The sequence below is a fragment of the Nesterenkonia sp. NBAIMH1 genome (genome assembly GCF_007922635.1).
In the GTDB taxonomy this organism is placed as follows: Bacteria; Actinomycetota; Actinomycetes; order Actinomycetales; family Micrococcaceae; genus Nesterenkonia; species Nesterenkonia pannonica.
On record NZ_CP042335.1, the window covers coordinates 1,311,577 to 1,328,786 of the forward strand.

A 17,210-nucleotide genomic window follows, 5' to 3' on the forward strand; every position below is an offset into this window, starting at 1 on the left:
ATCAGCGCGGACGGCGCTCCCGGCCGGGCTCTCCGAGCCGCATCCAGCGGTCAGTGAGGATGCGCAGTCCGAGGGTCAGGGCGCGGGCGCCCATGAAGACCACGGCGAACGCCATCCACAGCCACAGGATCCCGGCAGGTCCCTCATGGTCCAGCGCGGAGACCCACCAGAGCACCGGCAGGTAGATGCCCAGTGTGACCAGGCCCGCCACAGCAAGGTAGGCCACATCGCCGGCGCCCATGAGCACCCCGTCGAGAATGAACACGAAGCCGGCCAGAGGCTGCGACGCCGCGAGGACGAGCAGGGCCACGGTGATGCCGGCGGCGACCTGCTCGTCGGGTGTGAAGAGCAGCGGCGCCCACGGCGCGGAGAGCGCGACGACCAGCCCCGTCACCACGCCGAAGCCCAAGGACCACAGAATCATCAGCCGCGTCATCCGCTGTGCGTCCTGCTTCCGGCCGGCTCCCAGCTCGCGGCCGATCAGGGCCTGCGCAGCAATGGCGAGCGCGTCGAGGGCGAAGGCCATGGTGGAGAACACGACGAAGGCCACCTGGTGCGCCGCCAGGACCTCCGGGCCCAGATCTGTGGCCGCCAGCACGGTGGCCACGATCGCCGCACGCAGAGACAGGGTCCGCAGGAACATCCACCCGCCCACAGTGCATGCGCTGCGCAGCCCCAGGGGGTCGGGCATGAGGGACACCCCGTGGGCCCGGAGCCTGGGGGCGAGCATCATCAGGTACGTGATGGCCATTCCCCACTGCGCTGCTGAGGTGCCCAGGGCCGCACCCGCGACACCCATGCCCAGCACGTGCACCAGGACGAGGTTGAGCAGCGCGTTGGCCGTGAAGCCGACCCCGGCGACGACCAGCGGCGTCTTGGTGTCCTGAAGCCCGCGGAGGGTTCCCACGGCAGCGAAGACCAGCAGCATCGCGGGCAGTCCGGGAAGGGACCACAGCAGATACGCCCAGGCGTGGTCGAGCACTGCGGCGTCGGCTCCCATGCGGCTCAGCAGCTCTCGGCCGAAGGCGCCGCCGGCGAGTGCCAGCCCTGTTCCCAGGAGGACGGCCAGCCATACCCCGTCGCGCCCGGCCGCCAGAGCCCGTCCGTGCTTTCCTGCCCCCAGGAACCGCGCGACCGCCGGAGTGGTGGAGTAGGCCAGGAAGATCATCAGCCCCACCACCGTCTGCATCACGGTGGTGCCGAGGGCGGCTCCGGCGAGGGGCTCGGTGCCCAGACGGCCGATGATCGCCGTATCGGCGAGCAGGAAGAGCGGCTCGACCACCAGGGCCCCCAGTGCGGGGACGGCTAGGGCCAGGATCTGTCGGGGCAGGGAGCGCGGCCGGCCCTCATTATGGCCCGCGGCGGTGCCGGGGCTCACCTCAGAAGAGGATGACGGCGAAGTCGTCGACATAGGGAAGCAGGAAGTACATGCTGCAGACGGCCACGATGTTGTTGAACGCGTGGACGAACCAGGCGAACGCGAGCGAGCGTCCGCTGAAGATGTATGCCAGCGTCATGATGATCGACATCGTCAGATAGGTGAACAGCGAGGTCATGATCAGCATCAGGTCCCCGGTCACCAGCTCTGCAGTCACGTGGACGGCTGCGAAGATCAGGATCGAGATGACCGCGCAGACCCAGATGTTGAGCTTGGTGGAGAGCTTGCCGACCAGCTGGTGCCTGAAGAAGTACTCCTCGATGTAGGGCACCACGATGCCGAACAGCAGCAGAGCGGCCCAGAACGGGACCACCTGCATCATGGCTTCCAGGCCGGCCTGGTTCTCTGAGGTGGTCGGCTCCTGGCCGAAGATCGCCATGATCAGAAGAGTGATGATCAGGTTCGCCACGATCGTGACCAGCCACAGGCCCGGAACGGCGAGCAGCTTGAGGAACGCCAGCCCGCTGTGCGTGAACACCCGGAAGCTCCTGATGAGGGCCTTCAGGTTCAGCGGCAGGATCAGAGCCAGGAGGATCCCGAAGATCACCGCGTTCTCCGCGAACTGCATCATGTAGTCCTCGTCGCTGAGCGACACCCCGCCCATGGGGTCCACACCCGCGGCGTTCATCACCAGCGTGAGGATGGTGGTTCCGATGAGGAAGAACCCGAAATAGGGGATGGCGGTCAGCAGATCCCACCATGAGAGCCGGCCCGGGTCGGAGTCCGGCTGGCCCCACAGGCGGGTCGGAAGCCCCTTGGCCGGGTACCTGACCGCGTACTTGTCCGGGTGCCCGCCGTCCGCGGGCTGGGCCCCGTAGTACGGCTGATGAGGGGCAGGGGCATGCGGTCCGGGCGACTGCTGTTCATTCACGCCGGTCAGCCTAGCGGCCCCTCCCTGACGACGTACTCAGCCTTTCGAATGATCTTCTCGGGGTCATCCGACGGCGGGGCTGAGGGAGGGACGGGGCTCACATGGGGTCGGGGCTGGGCGTCAGCAGCGTCGCGTTGCGGAGGTCGCGTATGCGCCGGGCCTTCTCCGCCACCGCGTAGTCCTCATCCGAGATCGGCTCCCACCGGCTGATGCGCATCGCGGAGCCGTCCTCGTTCAGCGCCACCATCACCGGGAGCCCGTAGGCGACGTCCTCCGGTCGTCGTTCGGTGCGGTCTCCGCCCCTGACACGGACCAGCACGTGCATTGAGGTGCTCCCGGTGAGCACCAGGCGCGCCTCGACCTCGACCAGATCCCCCACTTTGATGGGGCGGTAGAACCGCACCCCGCCGGTGAGCACCGATGTGACCCGGTGGCCGCTGAAGCGCTCTGCGCAGATCTCCGCAGCCAGGTCCACCCATTTCATCACCGTGCCTCCGCGGACCTTGCCGTCCGGGTAGCGCTCCTCAGTGTCCGCCACGAACCGCATCGTCAGAGCCTCGGAGTCGCCCATGGACTCGGGCAGCTCGCGGATCTCATCCTCAATCTGCCTGCGGTGGTCCATACGGCGGGCAGCGTCGACGTCGCGGCGGATCTCCAGCTCGGTGGAGGGCTCGAAGGGCTGCACCTCGACCGGCTCGCCGTCCTCGCCGACCGCCACGTAGATCATGAAGCACTCGGTGCAGACCTTCCACGACCCCTCTGAGCGGGAGAGGACTCTGGTCTGGATGTGGACGCTGCGGCGGCCGGTGTGGACCACCCGCGCCTGCACCCGTACGGGAGTGTCGCGAGGAACGGGCCGGGTGAAGTGCATGTTCCCCACGTACGAGGTCACGCACTGCGCGCGGGTCCAGGAGGCCGCACAGGCGTAGGCCGTCTTGTCGATCCAGTCCACCACGGTGCCGGCGGCGACATTCTTCTTCGACGACGTGCCCGTGACCTCTCTGAAGGTCAGCTCAATCTTTGCTCGTCGCGCCACGGGCCTGACTCTACCCGGTGGCGCGCATCACAGGGCGGCATGGAGCACCAGTGCATAGGATGATGAAGAAGCACAACCCTGACCGAAGCAGATCCCGATCCGCAGAGACGTCTGAGGCTCCACATGCATCCCTTCGAGAACCCCTTCCGCCACAGCGCAGAGGCGAAGAGGCACGCCCTCCGCCACTTCCGCGCCGTCATCTTCGACATGGACGGGGTCGTCACCGACACCGCCGGCGTCCACGCCACGGCGTGGAAGGAGCTTTTCGACGCCGCGCTGCCAGAGATCGCCGGCGCGCCGCAGCCGGAGTTCACTGAGGAGGACTACCTCAACTATGTGGACGGACGGCCGCGCGAGGACGGCGTGCGCAGCCTGCTCAGCGCCCGCGGACTGCCCGTCCGTGAGGGCCGGCCGGGGGACTCGCCGGAGACCCTGTCGGTGCACGGCCTGGCGGCGCGCAAGCAGGGGTACTTCGAAGAGGTCCTCAACCGCGACGGCGTGGACACCTTCAGCACCACCGTGACCCTCATCGAGCGGCTGCGCAGAGACTCCATCCCGATTGCGCTGGCGACCAGCTCGCGCAACGGCCGCGAGGTGCTCCGCCGCGCCGGGCTGATCGACTGCTTCGACGTCATTGTGGACGGCTCAGACATCGCAGAGCTCGGCCTGCCGGGCAAGCCCGCGCCGCACATGTTCCTGCACGCGTCGGCGCTGCTGGCCGTGGAGCCTCAGGATTCCATCGTCATCGAGGACGCCGTCTCCGGGGTCCAGGCCGGGCGCGCGGGCGACTTCGGCATGGTGGTGGGCCTGAACCGGGGCGATGATCCGAAGCGGCTCAAGGAGGGCGGGGCCGACATCGTCGTGAAGGACCTCGCGGTCGCGAAGCTGGAGACCAGGACCACCCGGCCCTTCGACCCCAGGTGGGTGCTGCGCTACGACGAGTTCGATCCGGCCGCGGAGCCCACCCGGGAGACGCTCACGGCCACGGCCAACGGCTACTGGGGCACGCGAGGGTCCTACCCGGGCACCTCGGCCGACGCCAGCCACTACCCCGGCAACTACATGGCTGGGGTCTTCAACCGGCTGCAGACCGACATCATGGGCAGAACCGTCGAGACCGAGCACATGGTCAACATTCCGGACTGGACATTCCTGCAGGTCACCCCGGAGGCCGGCACGCCGCTGCTGCCCGGATCCCCGGAGCTGGTCGACTACTTCCAGGAGCTCGACATGCGTCGCGGCCTGCACACTCGCGTGGCGCGATACGAGGATCTGCACGGCCGGCGCACCAAGGTCACCATCCGGCAGTTCCAAGCCCTGGCCAACGTTCACCTGGGCTGCATGGAGGTCAAGCTCGAGGCCGAGAACTGGTCCGGCAACGTGGGGATCCGATCGATGGTCGACGGCCGCGTCGCCAACCGCAACGTCGCCGCAGATCGCGAGCTCGCCGGCAATCACATCGAGCCGGTCGAGTCGCGCGAGGTGGACGGCGAAACGGTGCTTCTGGAGACCGAGACCAATCAGTCGAAGGTTCAGATCGCGGTGGCCGCTCGCACCTCCGTCACCACACCCGGCAAGACCACGCCGATGCGCCGGCCCGTCATGGAGGGGGACCTGGTGGCCGGCCACGACATCTCGCTGAGCCTCGACGCGGGTGTTCCCGTGCGGATCGAGAAGATCGCCGCGGCGTCGAACTCCCACGACCACGCCATCAGCACGGTATGGCACAACGCGGTCAAGCGCGTGCAGCGGGCGCCGAGCTTCCGATCGCTGCTGAGCTATCAGGAGGAGCTGTGGGGCGCCCTGTGGCACCGCTTCGCCGTGTCCCTGGGCAATGAGGCCGAGGACGGGTGCACCAACGGCCGCCAGCAGCTGGCCCTGAATCTTCACATCTTCCACGTCCTGCAGACGGCCTACGGCGCGCGTCACGACCTCGACGCCTCTCTGGGCGCACGCGGGCTTCACGGTGAGGGCTACCGCGGCCATCTCTTCTGGGATGAGATGTTCATGTACCCCATGCTGACCCTCCGGCGGCCGGAGCTCACGCGCGGGCTGCTGATGTACCGGTACCGCCGGCTCGACGAAGCCCGCGCCATGGCAGCGGCCGAAGGGTACGAAGGCGCCATGTACCCCTGGCAGGCAGGCTCGGACGGCCGCGAGGAGACCCCCACAGAGCTGTGGAACCCCCGCTCCCAGCAGTGGATGCCCGACAACTCCCACCGGCAGCGGCACGTCTCCCTGGCGATCGCCTACTCGGTCATCCGGTACTTCGAAGTCACCCAGGACTACACCTTCCTCTCCGACTACGGCGGGGAGATGCTGGTGGAGGTCAGCCGTTTCTTCGTCTCGATGGCCCAGTACGACGCCGAGGCGGACCGGTACGACATCGACGGAGTGATGGGGCCCGACGAGTATCACGACGGCTACCCCGACACGCCCGGCTCGGGGCTGCGCAACAACGCGTACACCAACGTGCTGGCCTCGTGGGTTCTGCGGCACACCGCAGGGCTGGTCCGCGAGCTCGACGACCGCGACGACCCCCTCTCCGAGTGGCTGGACATCTACGACGACGAGCTGGACCACTGGGACAAGGTGTCGCAGCGGCTTCGGATCCACTTCCACGACGGCGGGGTGATCAGCCAGTTCGACGGGTACGGAGACCTGCTCGAGTTCGACTGGGAGGGCTATCGCGCCAAGTACGGGAACATCGGCAGGCTGGACCTCATCCTGCAGGCCGAGGGTGACGCCACCAACCGGTACAAGCTCTCCAAGCAGGCCGATGTGCTCATGCTCTGCTACATCTTCTCGGCCCAGGAGCTCATCGACGCGCTCGAACACATGGGGTATGAGCTCACGATGGACGAATTCGGCCACACCGTCGAGTACTACCTGGCCCGCTCCTCGCACGGCTCCACACTGTCCCGGCTGGTGCACGGCTGGGTGGCGGCCAGGTTCGACCGCGGCGGCTCATGGAACCTCTTCAAGGAGGCCCTGGAGGCCGACATCTCAGACACCCAGGGAGGCACGGTCCGCGAAGGCATCCACCTGGGGGCCATGGCCGGCACCGTCGACATGGTCATCCGCTGCTACGGCGGAGTGGAGACCCGGTCGGACGCCCTCTGGCTGCACCCCCTGCTGCCGGACGAGGTGCCGGAGATGTGCTTCCGCATCCGCTACCGGAACCAGCCCATCGTGGTGCGCATCGACCACGAGAAGGTCGTCCTCAATCTGTCCGAAGGTTCGGCGGAGCCGATCGACGTCAATGTCGAGGGCCAGCACAAGACGCTGCAGCCCGGGGAGACCTGGACAGTGCCGCTGCAGCACCAGGCTCGCGCCCATGAACGCCACAGCCTCTCCGCGGCCTGAGGGGCGCAGGCCTGCGCCCAGCCGTGTCGGCACGCCCCGTTAGGCTGGACGGCATGAATGACGCTGAGCCGACCGCCGTCCCCCTGCGTCAGGCCGCCGACGCGCGGCTTGAGCAGATGCTCGCCGACATCCGCCGGCTGGTGGAGGTCGAGAGCCCCTCGAGCGACTACGAGGCGGTGGCCCGCGGCGCCGCAGAGGTGGCGCAGCTGGCAGCGGAGCGGCTGGACCTGAAGACGGACGGGGTGACCGCAGAGACCCTGACGGACGAGGGCGTCACCCACGTGCGCATCCGATTCGGCTCCTCCGACCCACGGGTTCTGCTGGTCAATCACCAGGACACCGTGTGGCCGATCGGCACGCTGGCGCGGAAGCCGTTCGCCCACGAGGACGGCGTCCTTCGCGGGCCCGGAGTGTTCGACATGCTCACCGGCGTGGTCATGTCCATCCACGCGGCCGCACTGCTTCAAGAGGCCGACGAGGACCTCACCGGGCTGAGCATCGTGGTCACCGGCGACGAGGAGGTCGGCTCAGCCACCGGGCGCAGGCTCCTCCTCGATGAAGGGCGCAGCGCTCGCGCAGCGTTTGTCATGGAGGGCGCCATCGGCGAGCGCGGCGACCTGAAGATCGCCCGCAAGGGGACCGCGGACTGGCAGGTGCATGTGCACGGCCGCGCAGCCCACGCAGGCCTGGACCCGGAGAAGGGAATCAACGCCGGCATCGCCCTGGGGCAGCTGCTGCCGCACATCGAAGCGCTGGGCGACCCCCAGGCCGGAACCACCGTGACTCCCACCATCATCTCCGCAGGCACCACGACCAACACGGTGCCAGACCTAGCCACCGTCGCGGTGGACGGCCGGGCGACGAGCGTGGCCGAGCAGGAGCGAACCGATCAGCAGATCCGTGCCCTCACCAGCCCTGTGGAGGGGACCCGGGTGGAGGTCACCGGGGGCATCCGAAAGCCCCCGATGGAGCGCGCCGCGGGCGAGCAGCTCTTCAGGCAGGCGGAGAAGCTGGCCGGGGAGCTGGGCATCGACGTCCCTGCCGGCCGCGAGGTGGGGGGCGCCTCCGACGGCAACTACACGGCTGCGGCGGGCATCCCGACCCTCGACGGGCTGGGGGCTGTGGGCGACGGCGCCCACGCCGAGCACGAACATGCCCTCTCCGCCTACATCGCTCCGCGCACGGCTCTGCTGGCCGCGCTCATCCGCGCCAACCTCTGAGGCGGCTTCGGCTCAGCCGAGCAGGTCGTGGGCGATGGTCTCTTTGAGCACCTCGCTGGTGCCGCCGAAGATCGTCATCAGCCGCACCGCCAGGAACGCCTGGGCGACCGGGTATTCGAGGATGTAGCCGTAGCCGCCGTGCAGCTGCAGGCAGGTGTCCACCGCCTGCTTGGCGAACTCCGAGGCGTGCAGCTTCAGCTTCGCGGCGTCCGCGTGGCTCAGGCTGCCGTCGCTGTGCTTCTCCACTGCGGCGCCGACGAGGCGCTGCGCGGCCTCCAGCTGGGCGGCGGTCTCAGCGAGCTGGAACCGGGTGTTCTGGAACCCTGCGATCGGCTGGCCGAACGCCTCTCGCTCCTTCACGTAGGTCAGGGTCGCGTCGAGCACGGCGCCGGCCACGACGACGGCGGCGGCGCCCAGGCCCAGCCGCCCCTCGGGGAGCACGGCCTTGGCGTACTCCAGCCCGCGGCCCTCCTCGCCGATGAGCCCGCTGGCGGGGATGCGGACGTCTGAGAAGAACAGCTCGGCGGTGTCGGAGGCCTTGAGCCCCATCTTGTCCAGCTGCCGGCCCGGCTGGTAGCCGGGGTTGCCGCTCTTCTCCACCAGGAACAGTGAGTGGGACTCCCCGGTGCGGGCGAGCACCAGGGCGGCGTCGCCGCTGATTCCGTTGCCGATGAAGGTCTTCTGCCCGTTGAGCGTCCAGGAGCCGTCGGAGTTCTTCTCCGCCTTGGTGCGGATGCTGCGGAGGTCCGAGCCGGCCCCGGGCTCGGTGAAGGCGACGGAGGTGATGAGGCTGGCATCCATGAACCGGGGAAGCCAGGTCTCCTTCTGCTCATCAGTGCCGAACTGCAGCACGGCGGGCAGCACCCAGTGGTCGTGCAGGTGGAACGCCAGGCCCACGGCCAGGCAGTCGGCGCGGGCGAGCTCCTCGTCGATGATCATCCGGAACCTGAGGTCCGTCAGGCCCATGCCCCCGTGCTCCTCGGGGATCGCCAGGCCGAGCAGCCCGTTCTCCGCGGCTGCCTCCCACAGGGATCGCGGCATCATGTGCGCTGCGTCCCACTCCTTGTAGTGGGGGGCGACTTCGCGGGTCACGAACTCACGGACAACCTCACGGAACTCCTCATGGAGCTCCTCATAGAACCCGGTGAACATACCCGGGAGTCTACCGCTCAGCCCTTCGACCCCCCGGCTGCCTCATGTCTGCGGATGACGCGCTGAGCCTGGGCCACCACCGGAGCATCCACCATGTCGGAGCGGAACCGGAATGCGCCGCTGAGGCTCGGCTCAGCGGTGTGGGCCTGGTCAGGCGCCACGCCGGCGTGGCGGGCGAACTCAGCGAGCAGCTCCTCGGCCCGCTCCAGCTGCTCGGGGGTGGGCGCATAGGCCTCGCGGACCGCTGCCGCCTGCTGCGGGTGGATGCAGGCCTTGCCGGCGAAGCCCGCAGCTGCCGCCTCGGCGGCCTCCTGCTGCATCCGTGCCGGGCTCTCCAGGGCGGTGAAGATGGTGTCGATCGCCGGGATCCCATTGGCGGCGGCCGTGAGCAGCAGCTGATGCCGGACATGGCTGATGGCGGGCAGCAGCGCCCCGTCCTCATCCCGGGCCCCGGCTCCCCCGAGGCCTGCGGCGAGATCCTCGGTGCCCCACAGGATGCCGACGACAGCCGGGTGCTCCGCCAGCCGTGCGGCCTCAAGGACGCCCCGCGGGGTCTCGATCTGCGGAATCAGGCCTGTGCCGGGGAGGTGATGTGCGAGACGGTCGAGCTCGGCGGGATCTTCGACCTTGGGCACCACGGCCCACCGCAGGCCTGTGCCTGCCAGCGCGGCCACGTCGTGGTCCTGGTGACCGGATGCCTGCCCGTTGATGCGCACCAGGGTGGTCTCGGAGGCCAGCGGCTCAGGGCCCTCGAAGGCCGCGGCGAGATGCTGGCGGGCCTGGTCCTTGCTGCCCGGCAGCACTGCGTCCTCCAGGTCGAGGATGACCCCGTCGGATCGCGCTGCCGCCTTGGCGAAGCGCTCAGGGCGGTCTGCGGGGCAGAAGAGGAGTGCCGGACCGGGGAGGAGGACAGCCATAGGACCCACATTACGCTCGCCTGACCCAGCGGTGAGTATCGTGCGAAACTGGTGATCGATCCTGGCACGCCGCGGACACCTGGACTGAAAGGACCTCATGCCGGCACCGCTTCACATCATCACCCTGGTCAAATGGGTGCCCGACTCCCAGCTGCAGCGCCGCTTCACCGACGAGAACCGGCTGGACCGATCAGAGGGAATCCTGGCGGAGCTGGATGAGTACCCGCTGGAGGCTGCCCTGCAGATCAAGGAGGCCCACCCGGACCGTGAGGTGCGGGTCTCGGCGGTGACGGTCGGCCCCGAGGGGTCCTCGGCCGCCCTGAAGAAGGCCCTGCAGCTCGGAGCCGACGACGGCTTCCGACTCACCGACGATGCTCTGACGGGCGCTGACATCTGGGCCACCTCGGCGGCCGTCGCCGCGCTGGTGAGCACCGTGCGCGATCAGGCCGTGTTCGACGCCGACGAGGACCCCGAGCACCTGGTGCTCACCGGCATGGCCTCCGACGACGGTGAGGCCGGCGCGGTGCCGGCGCAGGTCGGCGAGCGCCTGGGCATCCCTGCCCTGACCCGCGCCCTTGACCTGGCGCTTCAGGCCGGGCACCTGGTGGTCACCCGGATCTCGGGGCAGACGAGCCAGAAGCTCGACCTCCCCCTGCCTGCGGTCGTCTCCGTCACCGACAAGGCCAACGATCCCCGCTACCCCAACTTCAAGGCGATCATGGCCGCGAAGAAGAAGCCGGTCACGGAGCTCAGCCTCCTCGATGTGGGGCTGACGCCGGTCGACGCGCGCTCAAAGATTGGGCTGGTCAGCATCCAGTCCCGGCCCGCCCGCGCTGTCGGAGAGGTCATCGCCGACGATGGTCAGGGCGGCCGACGAATCGTGGAGTATCTCGCAAAGGAGCGTCTTGTATGAGCCGTGGCACATCAGGGATCAGTCAGGTGCTGGTGCTTCTGGAGCGGATCGAGGGCACGCTCAGCGGCGCTCAGGCGGAGCTGCTGACTCTCGCGGAGCGCCTCGGCGACGTCTCGGTGGTGACCGGCGCCTCCGGGGAGGCCGCAGGCGACGCCCTGAGCATCAGGGGCGTGCGTGAGGTGTACGTGGGCGACGGTGAGATCACCCCGCCCGACGGCGCACTGGTGGATCTGCTCGAGACCGCGGTCAAGGAGTCGGAGGCATCGGTGGTGCTGGGAGTGGACGTTCCCGACGCGGTCGACGCGCTGGCTCGCCTCTCGGTCCGCCTGGATGCGGGCATCATCACCTCAGCGACCGGCATCGACGTCGACGGAACGGTGAGCAAGCCGGTGCTGGCCGGCGAGCACACCTGCGTCGCGCGGGCAGGCCAGGGGCCCCTCATCGCCACGGTGAAGCCGAACAGCGTCGAGGCGATCACTGAGAAGGGCGCGCGCCCTGAGCTGACCTCACTGCCGGTGAAGCCTTCGCCCGCCTTCGAGGTGCTGGAGACCGCACCTCTTCCCACCTCCGGGCGCCCTCCGCTGACGGAGGCCCGGGTGGTCATCGCGGCCGGCCGCGGCGTCGACGGCGACCTCTCATTGGTGGAGCAGCTCGCGGACGAGCTGGGCGCAGCGATAGGCGCCTCCCGAGCCGTCACGGATGCGGGGTGGATCGACCACTCGGCGCAGATCGGCCAGACCGGCGTCACCGTGTCCCCGCAGCTCTACATCTCCGTGGGCATCTCAGGCGCGATCCAGCAGAAGTCCGGCATGCAGACCTCCGATGTGATCGTCGCGATCAACAAGGACGAGGACGCTCCGGTCTTCGAGATCGCCGACTACGGTGTGGTGGGCGACCTCAACGAGGTGCTTCCGCAGATGATCGAGGAGCTTCGTGCGCGGAAGGGCTAAAGTGCTGGGTGTACTCACCCCCGACTCCTCGGACGGAGCAGCGCGATGACCGAGACACCTGACGAGAGCCAGCCGCGGCGCGCAGACGGCCGTCCCGACTACGAGCAGACCGGGTCCGCTCAGGGGCACTACCCTCCGCCGCACCCGCCGACTCCCCCCGCACAGCCTGAGGCAGGCAGCTATCCCGCCTACCCGCAGCAGGCACCCCAGCAGGGATACGGCTACCCGGCAGCACCTCCGGGCTCATACCCGCAGGGCACCCCCGACTACGGGTACGGGTACCCGGCGGCGCCTCCGGGCAAGGGCAATGAGACGGCCGGGCTCGTGCTGGGCATCATCGGCCTGGTCAACGCGGTGGTCATCTCACCGTTCCTGTGGATCACAGGGCCCGTCTCCCTGATCCTCGGCGCCTTCGGCGTCTGGCAGGGCAAGAAGGCCGCACGAGGCCACGCCAACGGCACTCCGGGCGTGGTGATGGGCTGGATCAACGTGGCGCTGGGCATCCTCTATGTGCTCGCCCTGGTGGCGTTCATCGTCCTGCTCGGATTCGCATTCTCAGCGGGCGGCGCCTTCGACCAAACCACCTTCTAGCCGCACAGGCTGCGACGCGCGAAGGGCCCGGGGACTTCTTCCCCGGGCCCTTCTGCGAATCAGCGCGAATCAGTCCTGCGAGACGGTGAGCTTCACGTCGATGTTGCCGCTGGTCGCCTTGGAGTAGGGGCAGAAGGCGTGCGCCTTCTCCGCAAGCTCCTCGCCGGAGGCCTGCTCGAGCTTCGGCAGGACCACCTCGATCTCCGCGGTGAGGCCGAAGCCGCCGTCGTCGTCGGCGCCGAGCCCCACTTTGACGCCTATGGATGCGTCGGTGGTGTCGTAGTCGTCGCCGGCGACCTTCTTCATGGCGCCGAGGAAGCAGGCGGCCCACCCGGTGGCGAACAGCTGCTCGGGGTTCACGCCGTCGCCGGATCCACCCAGCTCCTTGGGCGGAGCAAGGGTGAGATCCAAGGAGCCGTCCTTGGTCTTCGCGTGGCCTTCGCGGCCGCCGCCGGTGGCAAGGGCTTCTGCGGTGTACTTCACGTCAACTGCCATGGTGTCCTCCTAGAAGGGTCAGCGGACTGTATGTCCGTCCCCTACAGCATCACACCGTGCCCAGATGTTCCAGAGCTTCGGGCAAATATCATGGCGACGTTCAGGTGCGGCTCATAGTGGCACAATTGCTCACGATGAATGACGCCCCACCGAGGTGGCTCGCTCCAGGCGAGCCTGCCTCCATAGCTCAGAACCTCCGCGCACGCTTCAGCGAAGAGTTCGGCACGGACCCCGAGGGAATCTGGTTCGCACCCGGCCGAGCCAACCTCAATGGAGAGCACATCGACTTCCACGGAGGCCGCTGCCTGCCCCTTGCTCTGCCCCACGGCACCTACGCCGCGGCTCGCGCAAGGAACGACGGGGTGCTGCGGGTGCGCACCCTGGAAGCATCCTTGGACCAGGGCGTGCACGAGGTGACCATCTCAGCCGTCGGGCCTGCCGACGCCGAGGGCCAGGACCAGTACCCGGGGTGGACCCGCTACGTGAGCGGGGTGCTGTGGGCGCTGCAGCGCGCGGACGATGAGGACCTCCGGCCGGACCCGCAGTTCGGTGCGGACCTGCTGATCCGCTCGACTCTCCCCGTGGGCGGCGGCCTCTCCTCCTCCGCATCGCTGGAGTGCGCGGCAGCCCTCGCCTTCGTCGGCCTCGGCTCCGCTCTGGGCAGGGACAACCCCGGCACGATGCTCACCGATGCGCTCACCGACGCCCATCGCGCTGACGTCGCAGCCGCCTGCATGCGTGCCGAGGTGGAGGTCGTCGGCGCCGGCACGGGCGGGCTGGACCAGACCACGTCGCTGCGCGCGGCCGAAGGCATGCTGCTCTCGCTGGACTGCCGCGACTTCAGCCTCCAGCGAGTCGCCATCAGCTTCCTGCTGCGCGGCCACCGCCTCATCGCAGTCGACACTGACACCCCCCACGCACTCTCGGACGGGGAGTTCGGCTCCCGCCGGGCAGATTCCGAGGCCGCTGCTGCGGTGCTGGGCGTGGAGCGGCTGCGGGATGCGCTCAGCCACCGCGCCCGACGAGCCGAGGTGGATGATGTGCTCGCCCGCTTCGACGAGCTGACAGCCGGTCAGGACCAGATTCAGGGCCGGCCCGTGGACGGCTGCCGGCGTCGGCTCAAGCACGCCCTGTCAGAGATGGTCCGGTCGGAGAAGCTCAATCACCATTTCACCGGTGAGTGCCACGGCGTCACCCAGATGGCCGGTGAGCTGGGCGAGGTCATGACCGCCGGCCACAGCAGTATGCGCAGCAACGCGCAGGTCAGCTTCCCCCTGGCGGACAGCGTGGTCGAGGCCGCACTGGGGGCGGGCGCCCAAGGTGCCCGGCTCATCGGCGGCGGCTTCGGCGGCAGCGTGCTGATCATGGCCCCGGAGGCCGCGGTGGACAAGATCACCCGGAGCGTCGGACGCCTGAGCAGAGGCATCAGGTTCCTCGAGGTGACTCCCTCAGGGCCTGCGCGGGCCCTGTGGCCCGCCACGTAGTGTGGGGGCCAGATGAGCAGCAGGAAGCCTTCCTCCGCGAAGAAGAAGCCGAGCAGCGCCCGGCGGAAGCCGACCCGATCCCCTCGCCCGTCGACGGGATCATCGGGAGCGCGCCGCCGCAGCCCTGAGTCGGCCGCGGCACGCCAGCGTCGCCTCGAGCAGCAGCAGCGCCAGGAACGGCGATGGACGTGGGCCCGGAGGCTCTGGGGCGCGGTCACCTCCCTGCTCATCGCGGCCCTGCTGTTCGAGTCGACGATGATCTTCACCCTGGGCATGGGGGTGTACATGCTGTCGGTCCCGGAGTTCATCGGCCTGTGGTTCGTCGCCGGCGGCTACGTCCTAGCCTGCTTGCCGTGGGCCTTCGGCCTGCTCATCGCCACCGGCCAGTTCTGGCGCAGCCTGACGCACGCATTGTGGATCGGTCTGATCTACGGCACCGTCGGCTTCCTGTTCCTGGACCAGATCCTCGCCGCCTTCTGAGCCGCCGGGCCCCCGCTCGCCAGCGATGCGAGTCCGTGAGAGTCTCAGGGCATGAAGCTCATCGGTGTGCTGCTCTTCGACGGCGTGGAGGAGCTCGACGCCGTCGGCCCCTGGGAGGTGCTGGCCTGGTGGACCCAGAACTTCCCTCAGGACGGCTATGAGGTCACGATGGTCTCCCCCGACGGTCGCCCCGTCGCCGCGGCCAAGGGCATGCTTCTGACCCCGCACACCTCAAGAGCGGGCCTGCCCGAGCTGGAGGTGCTCCTGCATCCCGGGGGCGTCGGCACACGGGCACTGGCAGTGGACCCGGAGCATCTGCGGTGGATGCGCGAGCTGCGTGCGTCCACCCCGCTGATGTCCAGCGTGTGCACCGGCAGCCTGGTGTATGCCGCGGCAGGCCTGCTCACGGATCGGCCTGCCACCACGTATTGGGGCGCGCTGGACCACCTGACCGAGTACGACCCGACGATCACGGTGAAGCCGGAGAGTCGATGGGTGGACGACGGTGACACCATCACCAGCGCCGGAGTGAGCGCCGGCATCGATATGGCTCTTCACCTGGTGCGGCGGCTGGCAGGAGCCGAGCGGGCGCGCGAGGTGCGCCGCGGGATTCAGTACGACCCGCTCCCGCCGGTCTAGGCCCTGACCGGGACGTCGCCGTCAGAAGTCCCGGGCCATGTCCTGGAAGCGCGCGTAGTGGCCCTGGAAGGCGACGACGATGTCGCGGGTGGGCCCGTTTCGGTTCTTGGCCACGATGATGTCTGCCTCGCCCGCGCGTTCGGTCTCCTTGTCGTAGACCTCCGGCCGGTGAAGCAGCAGCACCATGTCCGCGTCCTGCTCGATCGAGCCCGATTCGCGCAGGTCTGAGACCTGGGGCTTCTTGTCGGGCCGCTGCTCCGAGCCTCGATTCAGCTGAGAGAGCGCAATGATGGGCACGTCGATCTCTTTGGCCAGCAGCTTCAGCGTGCGGGAGAACTCGCTGACCTCCTGCTGACGGGACTCGACGCGCTTTCCGGAGGACAGCAGCTGCAGGTAGTCGAGGATCACAAACTTCAGGCCATTGCGCTGCTTGAGCCGACGGCATTTGGCGCGAATCTCCATCAGACTCATGTTCGGGCTGTCATCGATGAACAGCGGAACGTTGTCCAGCTTGTCCACCGCCTGGGAGATCTTCTCCCAGTCCTCGTCCTTCAGGTTTCCTTTGCGGAGGTCTCCGAAGAGCACCCGCGACTCCGCCGAGAGCAGACGGGTCGCAATCTCGGTGCGGCCCATCTCCAGGGAGAAGAACGCGGTGGGCATCTGGTTGTTGACTGACGCTGATCGGGCGAAGTCCAGCGCCAGCGTCGACTTGCCCATGGCCGGTCTCGCAGCCACCACGATCATCTGGCCCCCGTGGAAGCCGTGGGTCAGCTCATCGAGCTCGCGGAATCCGGTGGGAATGCCCGTCAAGGAGCCGTCATGGGCGGCGTTGGTCTCAATCTCATCGATCGTGGGCGCCAGGACCTCGGACAGTGAGACGTAGTCTGCGGACTGCCGGTTCTCGGCCACCGAGTAGATCTCGGCCTGCGCCTCATTGACGATGGCCTCCACCTCACCGTCGGCGGTGTGGCCCAGCTGAACGATCTTGGTGCCCGCTTCGACCAGGCGTCGCAGCATGGCCCGCTCGCGCACGATCTCCGCGTAGAAGCTCGCGTTGGCCGAGGTGGGGACAGTCTGCGCGATGTTGTGCAGATACGTGGGCCCGCCCACACGCTGCAGCTGCTGCTTCTTGGACAGCTCGTCGTTGACGGTGACGACGTCCGCCGGCTCACCCCGACCATAGAGGTCGATGATCGCCTCATAGATCATCTCGTGGGCGGGGCGGTAGAAGTCGTGCCCGCGGAGGACCTCGACGACATCCGCGATGGCGTCCTTGTCCAGAAGCATTCCGCCGAGCACTGACTGCTCCGCGACGACGTCCTGCGGTGGAATGCGGGATTCTTGGCCCGCACCGGTTGAGGGGTCGTAGGTGTCGATGCTCACCGCACCAGGGTACGGGAGTCTGGGCGGGTCAGAGCCCGCCGATGTAAGGAAGCATCAGCACCAGAACCATCAGGCCGATCCCGATGGCCAGCGTGATGCCCACAGCGCGATTCGATGCGGAGAAGCCGAGGTCGTCGTCGTCGGACTCTCTGCCGCTCCGCCCTTTGGATGTGTCGTGTCCACGTGACGGGCCGAGTGCGAAAATGAGCTCGCCCTTGTCGGACTCCTGGGACTTCATATCAGCCTCCGGTTGGATGAAGCATGCGTTGTCTCGT

The 17,210-nt window shown here is 68.3% G+C and carries 16 protein-coding genes; 8 read left to right on the forward strand and 8 right to left on the reverse strand.

What is annotated here, in order from left to right; all coding sequences use genetic code 11:
- Position 1 precedes the first annotated feature (1 nt).
- The 3 genes from FS388_RS06165 to FS388_RS06175 form a co-directional block, all read right to left on the reverse strand.
- Complete coding sequence (locus FS388_RS06165) at positions 2-1,378, reverse strand: MATE family efflux transporter (protein ID WP_246836324.1); 1,377 nt, start codon at positions 1,376-1,378, stop codon at positions 2-4.
- A 1-nt stretch (position 1,379) separates the two neighbouring features.
- Positions 1,380-2,309 carry a CPBP family intramembrane glutamic endopeptidase gene (locus FS388_RS06170; RefSeq protein WP_146340624.1) on the reverse strand — a complete coding sequence of 310 codons (930 nt, stop codon included), beginning with the start codon at positions 2,307-2,309 and terminating at the stop codon, positions 1,380-1,382.
- 97 nt (positions 2,310-2,406) lie between these two features.
- The gene (locus FS388_RS06175) at positions 2,407-3,345 is read right to left on the reverse strand and encodes an acyl-CoA thioesterase (RefSeq protein ID WP_146340625.1); all 939 of its coding nucleotides are present in this window, start codon (positions 3,343-3,345) and stop codon (positions 2,407-2,409) included.
- Positions 3,346-3,468: 123 nt separating this feature from the next.
- Here FS388_RS06175 and FS388_RS06180 point away from each other — a divergent pair, with 123 nt between their 5' ends.
- A complete protein-coding gene (locus FS388_RS06180; RefSeq protein WP_146340626.1) occupies positions 3,469-6,711 on the forward strand; it encodes a beta-phosphoglucomutase family hydrolase in 3,243 nt (1,080 codons plus the stop codon).
- Between the two features lie 53 nt (positions 6,712-6,764).
- Positions 6,765-7,931 carry a M20 family metallopeptidase gene (locus FS388_RS06185; RefSeq protein WP_146340627.1) on the forward strand — a complete coding sequence of 389 codons (1,167 nt, stop codon included), beginning with the start codon at positions 6,765-6,767 and terminating at the stop codon, positions 7,929-7,931.
- 12 nt (positions 7,932-7,943) lie between these two features.
- Here FS388_RS06185 and FS388_RS06190 read toward each other — a convergent pair whose 3' ends face one another.
- Both FS388_RS06190 and FS388_RS06195 read right to left on the reverse strand, forming a co-directional pair.
- Positions 7,944-9,083, reverse strand: coding sequence for an acyl-CoA dehydrogenase family protein (locus tag FS388_RS06190; RefSeq protein ID WP_146340628.1), 1,140 nt, complete (start codon positions 9,081-9,083; stop codon positions 7,944-7,946).
- A 17-nt stretch (positions 9,084-9,100) separates the two neighbouring features.
- Positions 9,101-10,000: a CoA ester lyase gene (locus FS388_RS06195; RefSeq protein WP_168198624.1), complete on the reverse strand. Its 900-nt coding sequence runs from the start codon at positions 9,998-10,000 to the stop codon at positions 9,101-9,103.
- A 97-nt stretch (positions 10,001-10,097) separates the two neighbouring features.
- On the opposite strand from FS388_RS06195, the gene FS388_RS06200 reads away from it, so the two are divergent.
- The 3 genes from FS388_RS06200 to FS388_RS06210 are packed head-to-tail and all read left to right on the forward strand — an operon-like array spanning position 10,098 to position 12,454.
- Positions 10,098-10,913 carry an electron transfer flavoprotein subunit beta/FixA family protein gene (locus tag FS388_RS06200; RefSeq protein WP_146340630.1) on the forward strand — a complete coding sequence of 272 codons (816 nt, stop codon included), beginning with the start codon at positions 10,098-10,100 and terminating at the stop codon, positions 10,911-10,913.
- The gene (locus tag FS388_RS06205; protein WP_146340631.1) at positions 10,910-11,863 is read left to right on the forward strand and encodes an electron transfer flavoprotein subunit alpha/FixB family protein; all 954 of its coding nucleotides are present in this window, start codon (positions 10,910-10,912) and stop codon (positions 11,861-11,863) included. Before FS388_RS06200 ends, FS388_RS06205 begins: the two co-directional genes overlap by 4 nt.
- Before the next feature lie 45 nt (positions 11,864-11,908).
- Positions 11,909-12,454: a DUF4190 domain-containing protein gene (locus tag FS388_RS06210; protein ID WP_210410249.1), complete on the forward strand. Its 546-nt coding sequence runs from the start codon at positions 11,909-11,911 to the stop codon at positions 12,452-12,454.
- Between the two features lie 69 nt (positions 12,455-12,523).
- Here FS388_RS06210 and FS388_RS06215 read toward each other — a convergent pair whose 3' ends face one another.
- A complete protein-coding gene (locus FS388_RS06215; protein WP_146340632.1) occupies positions 12,524-12,949 on the reverse strand; it encodes an organic hydroperoxide resistance protein in 426 nt (141 codons plus the stop codon).
- A 134-nt stretch (positions 12,950-13,083) separates the two neighbouring features.
- Between FS388_RS06215 and FS388_RS06220 the strand changes: the two genes are divergently transcribed.
- Genes FS388_RS06220 through FS388_RS06230 form a run of 3 tightly spaced genes read left to right on the forward strand, consistent with a single transcriptional unit; the run spans position 13,084 to position 15,552 of the window.
- Positions 13,084-14,433 (forward strand): galactokinase family protein, encoded by a 1,350-nt coding sequence (locus tag FS388_RS06220; protein WP_146340633.1) that lies wholly within the window; start codon positions 13,084-13,086, stop codon positions 14,431-14,433.
- Between the two features lie 12 nt (positions 14,434-14,445).
- Positions 14,446-14,913 (forward strand): hypothetical protein, encoded by a 468-nt coding sequence (locus FS388_RS06225; protein ID WP_146340634.1) that lies wholly within the window; start codon positions 14,446-14,448, stop codon positions 14,911-14,913.
- Between the two features lie 51 nt (positions 14,914-14,964).
- Positions 14,965-15,552, forward strand: coding sequence for a DJ-1/PfpI family protein (locus FS388_RS06230; protein ID WP_146340635.1), 588 nt, complete (start codon positions 14,965-14,967; stop codon positions 15,550-15,552).
- A gap of 21 nt (positions 15,553-15,573) precedes the next feature.
- Here FS388_RS06230 and dnaB read toward each other — a convergent pair whose 3' ends face one another.
- Both dnaB and FS388_RS06240 read right to left on the reverse strand, forming a co-directional pair.
- Positions 15,574-16,935 carry a replicative DNA helicase gene (gene dnaB / locus FS388_RS06235; protein WP_168198625.1) on the reverse strand — a complete coding sequence of 454 codons (1,362 nt, stop codon included), beginning with the start codon at positions 16,933-16,935 and terminating at the stop codon, positions 15,574-15,576.
- A 28-nt stretch (positions 16,936-16,963) separates the two neighbouring features.
- Positions 16,964-17,173, reverse strand: coding sequence for a hypothetical protein (locus tag FS388_RS06240; RefSeq protein WP_146340636.1), 210 nt, complete (start codon positions 17,171-17,173; stop codon positions 16,964-16,966).
- Between the last annotated feature and the right edge of the window lie 37 nt (positions 17,174-17,210).

Coding starts and splice junctions, on each gene's coding strand:
- FS388_RS06200 (WP_146340630.1), top strand. CDS start 10,098: ATGCCGGCACCGCTTCACATCATCACCCTGGTCAAATGGGTGCCCGAC.
- FS388_RS06215 (WP_146340632.1), bottom strand. CDS start 12,949: ATGGCAGTTGACGTGAAGTACACCGCAGAAGCCCTTGCCACCGGCGGC.
- FS388_RS06220 (WP_146340633.1), top strand. CDS start 13,084: ATGAATGACGCCCCACCGAGGTGGCTCGCTCCAGGCGAGCCTGCCTCC.
- FS388_RS06210 (WP_210410249.1), top strand. CDS start 11,909: ATGACCGAGACACCTGACGAGAGCCAGCCGCGGCGCGCAGACGGCCGT.
- FS388_RS06185 (WP_146340627.1), top strand. CDS start 6,765: ATGAATGACGCTGAGCCGACCGCCGTCCCCCTGCGTCAGGCCGCCGAC.
- FS388_RS06225 (WP_146340634.1), top strand. CDS start 14,446: ATGAGCAGCAGGAAGCCTTCCTCCGCGAAGAAGAAGCCGAGCAGCGCC.
- FS388_RS06240 (WP_146340636.1), bottom strand. CDS start 17,173: ATGAAGTCCCAGGAGTCCGACAAGGGCGAGCTCATTTTCGCACTCGGC.
- FS388_RS06195 (WP_168198624.1), bottom strand. CDS start 10,000: ATGGCTGTCCTCCTCCCCGGTCCGGCACTCCTCTTCTGCCCCGCAGAC.
- FS388_RS06190 (WP_146340628.1), bottom strand. CDS start 9,083: ATGTTCACCGGGTTCTATGAGGAGCTCCATGAGGAGTTCCGTGAGGTT.
- FS388_RS06230 (WP_146340635.1), top strand. CDS start 14,965: ATGAAGCTCATCGGTGTGCTGCTCTTCGACGGCGTGGAGGAGCTCGAC.
- FS388_RS06205 (WP_146340631.1), top strand. CDS start 10,910: ATGAGCCGTGGCACATCAGGGATCAGTCAGGTGCTGGTGCTTCTGGAG.
- FS388_RS06180 (WP_146340626.1), top strand. CDS start 3,469: ATGCATCCCTTCGAGAACCCCTTCCGCCACAGCGCAGAGGCGAAGAGG.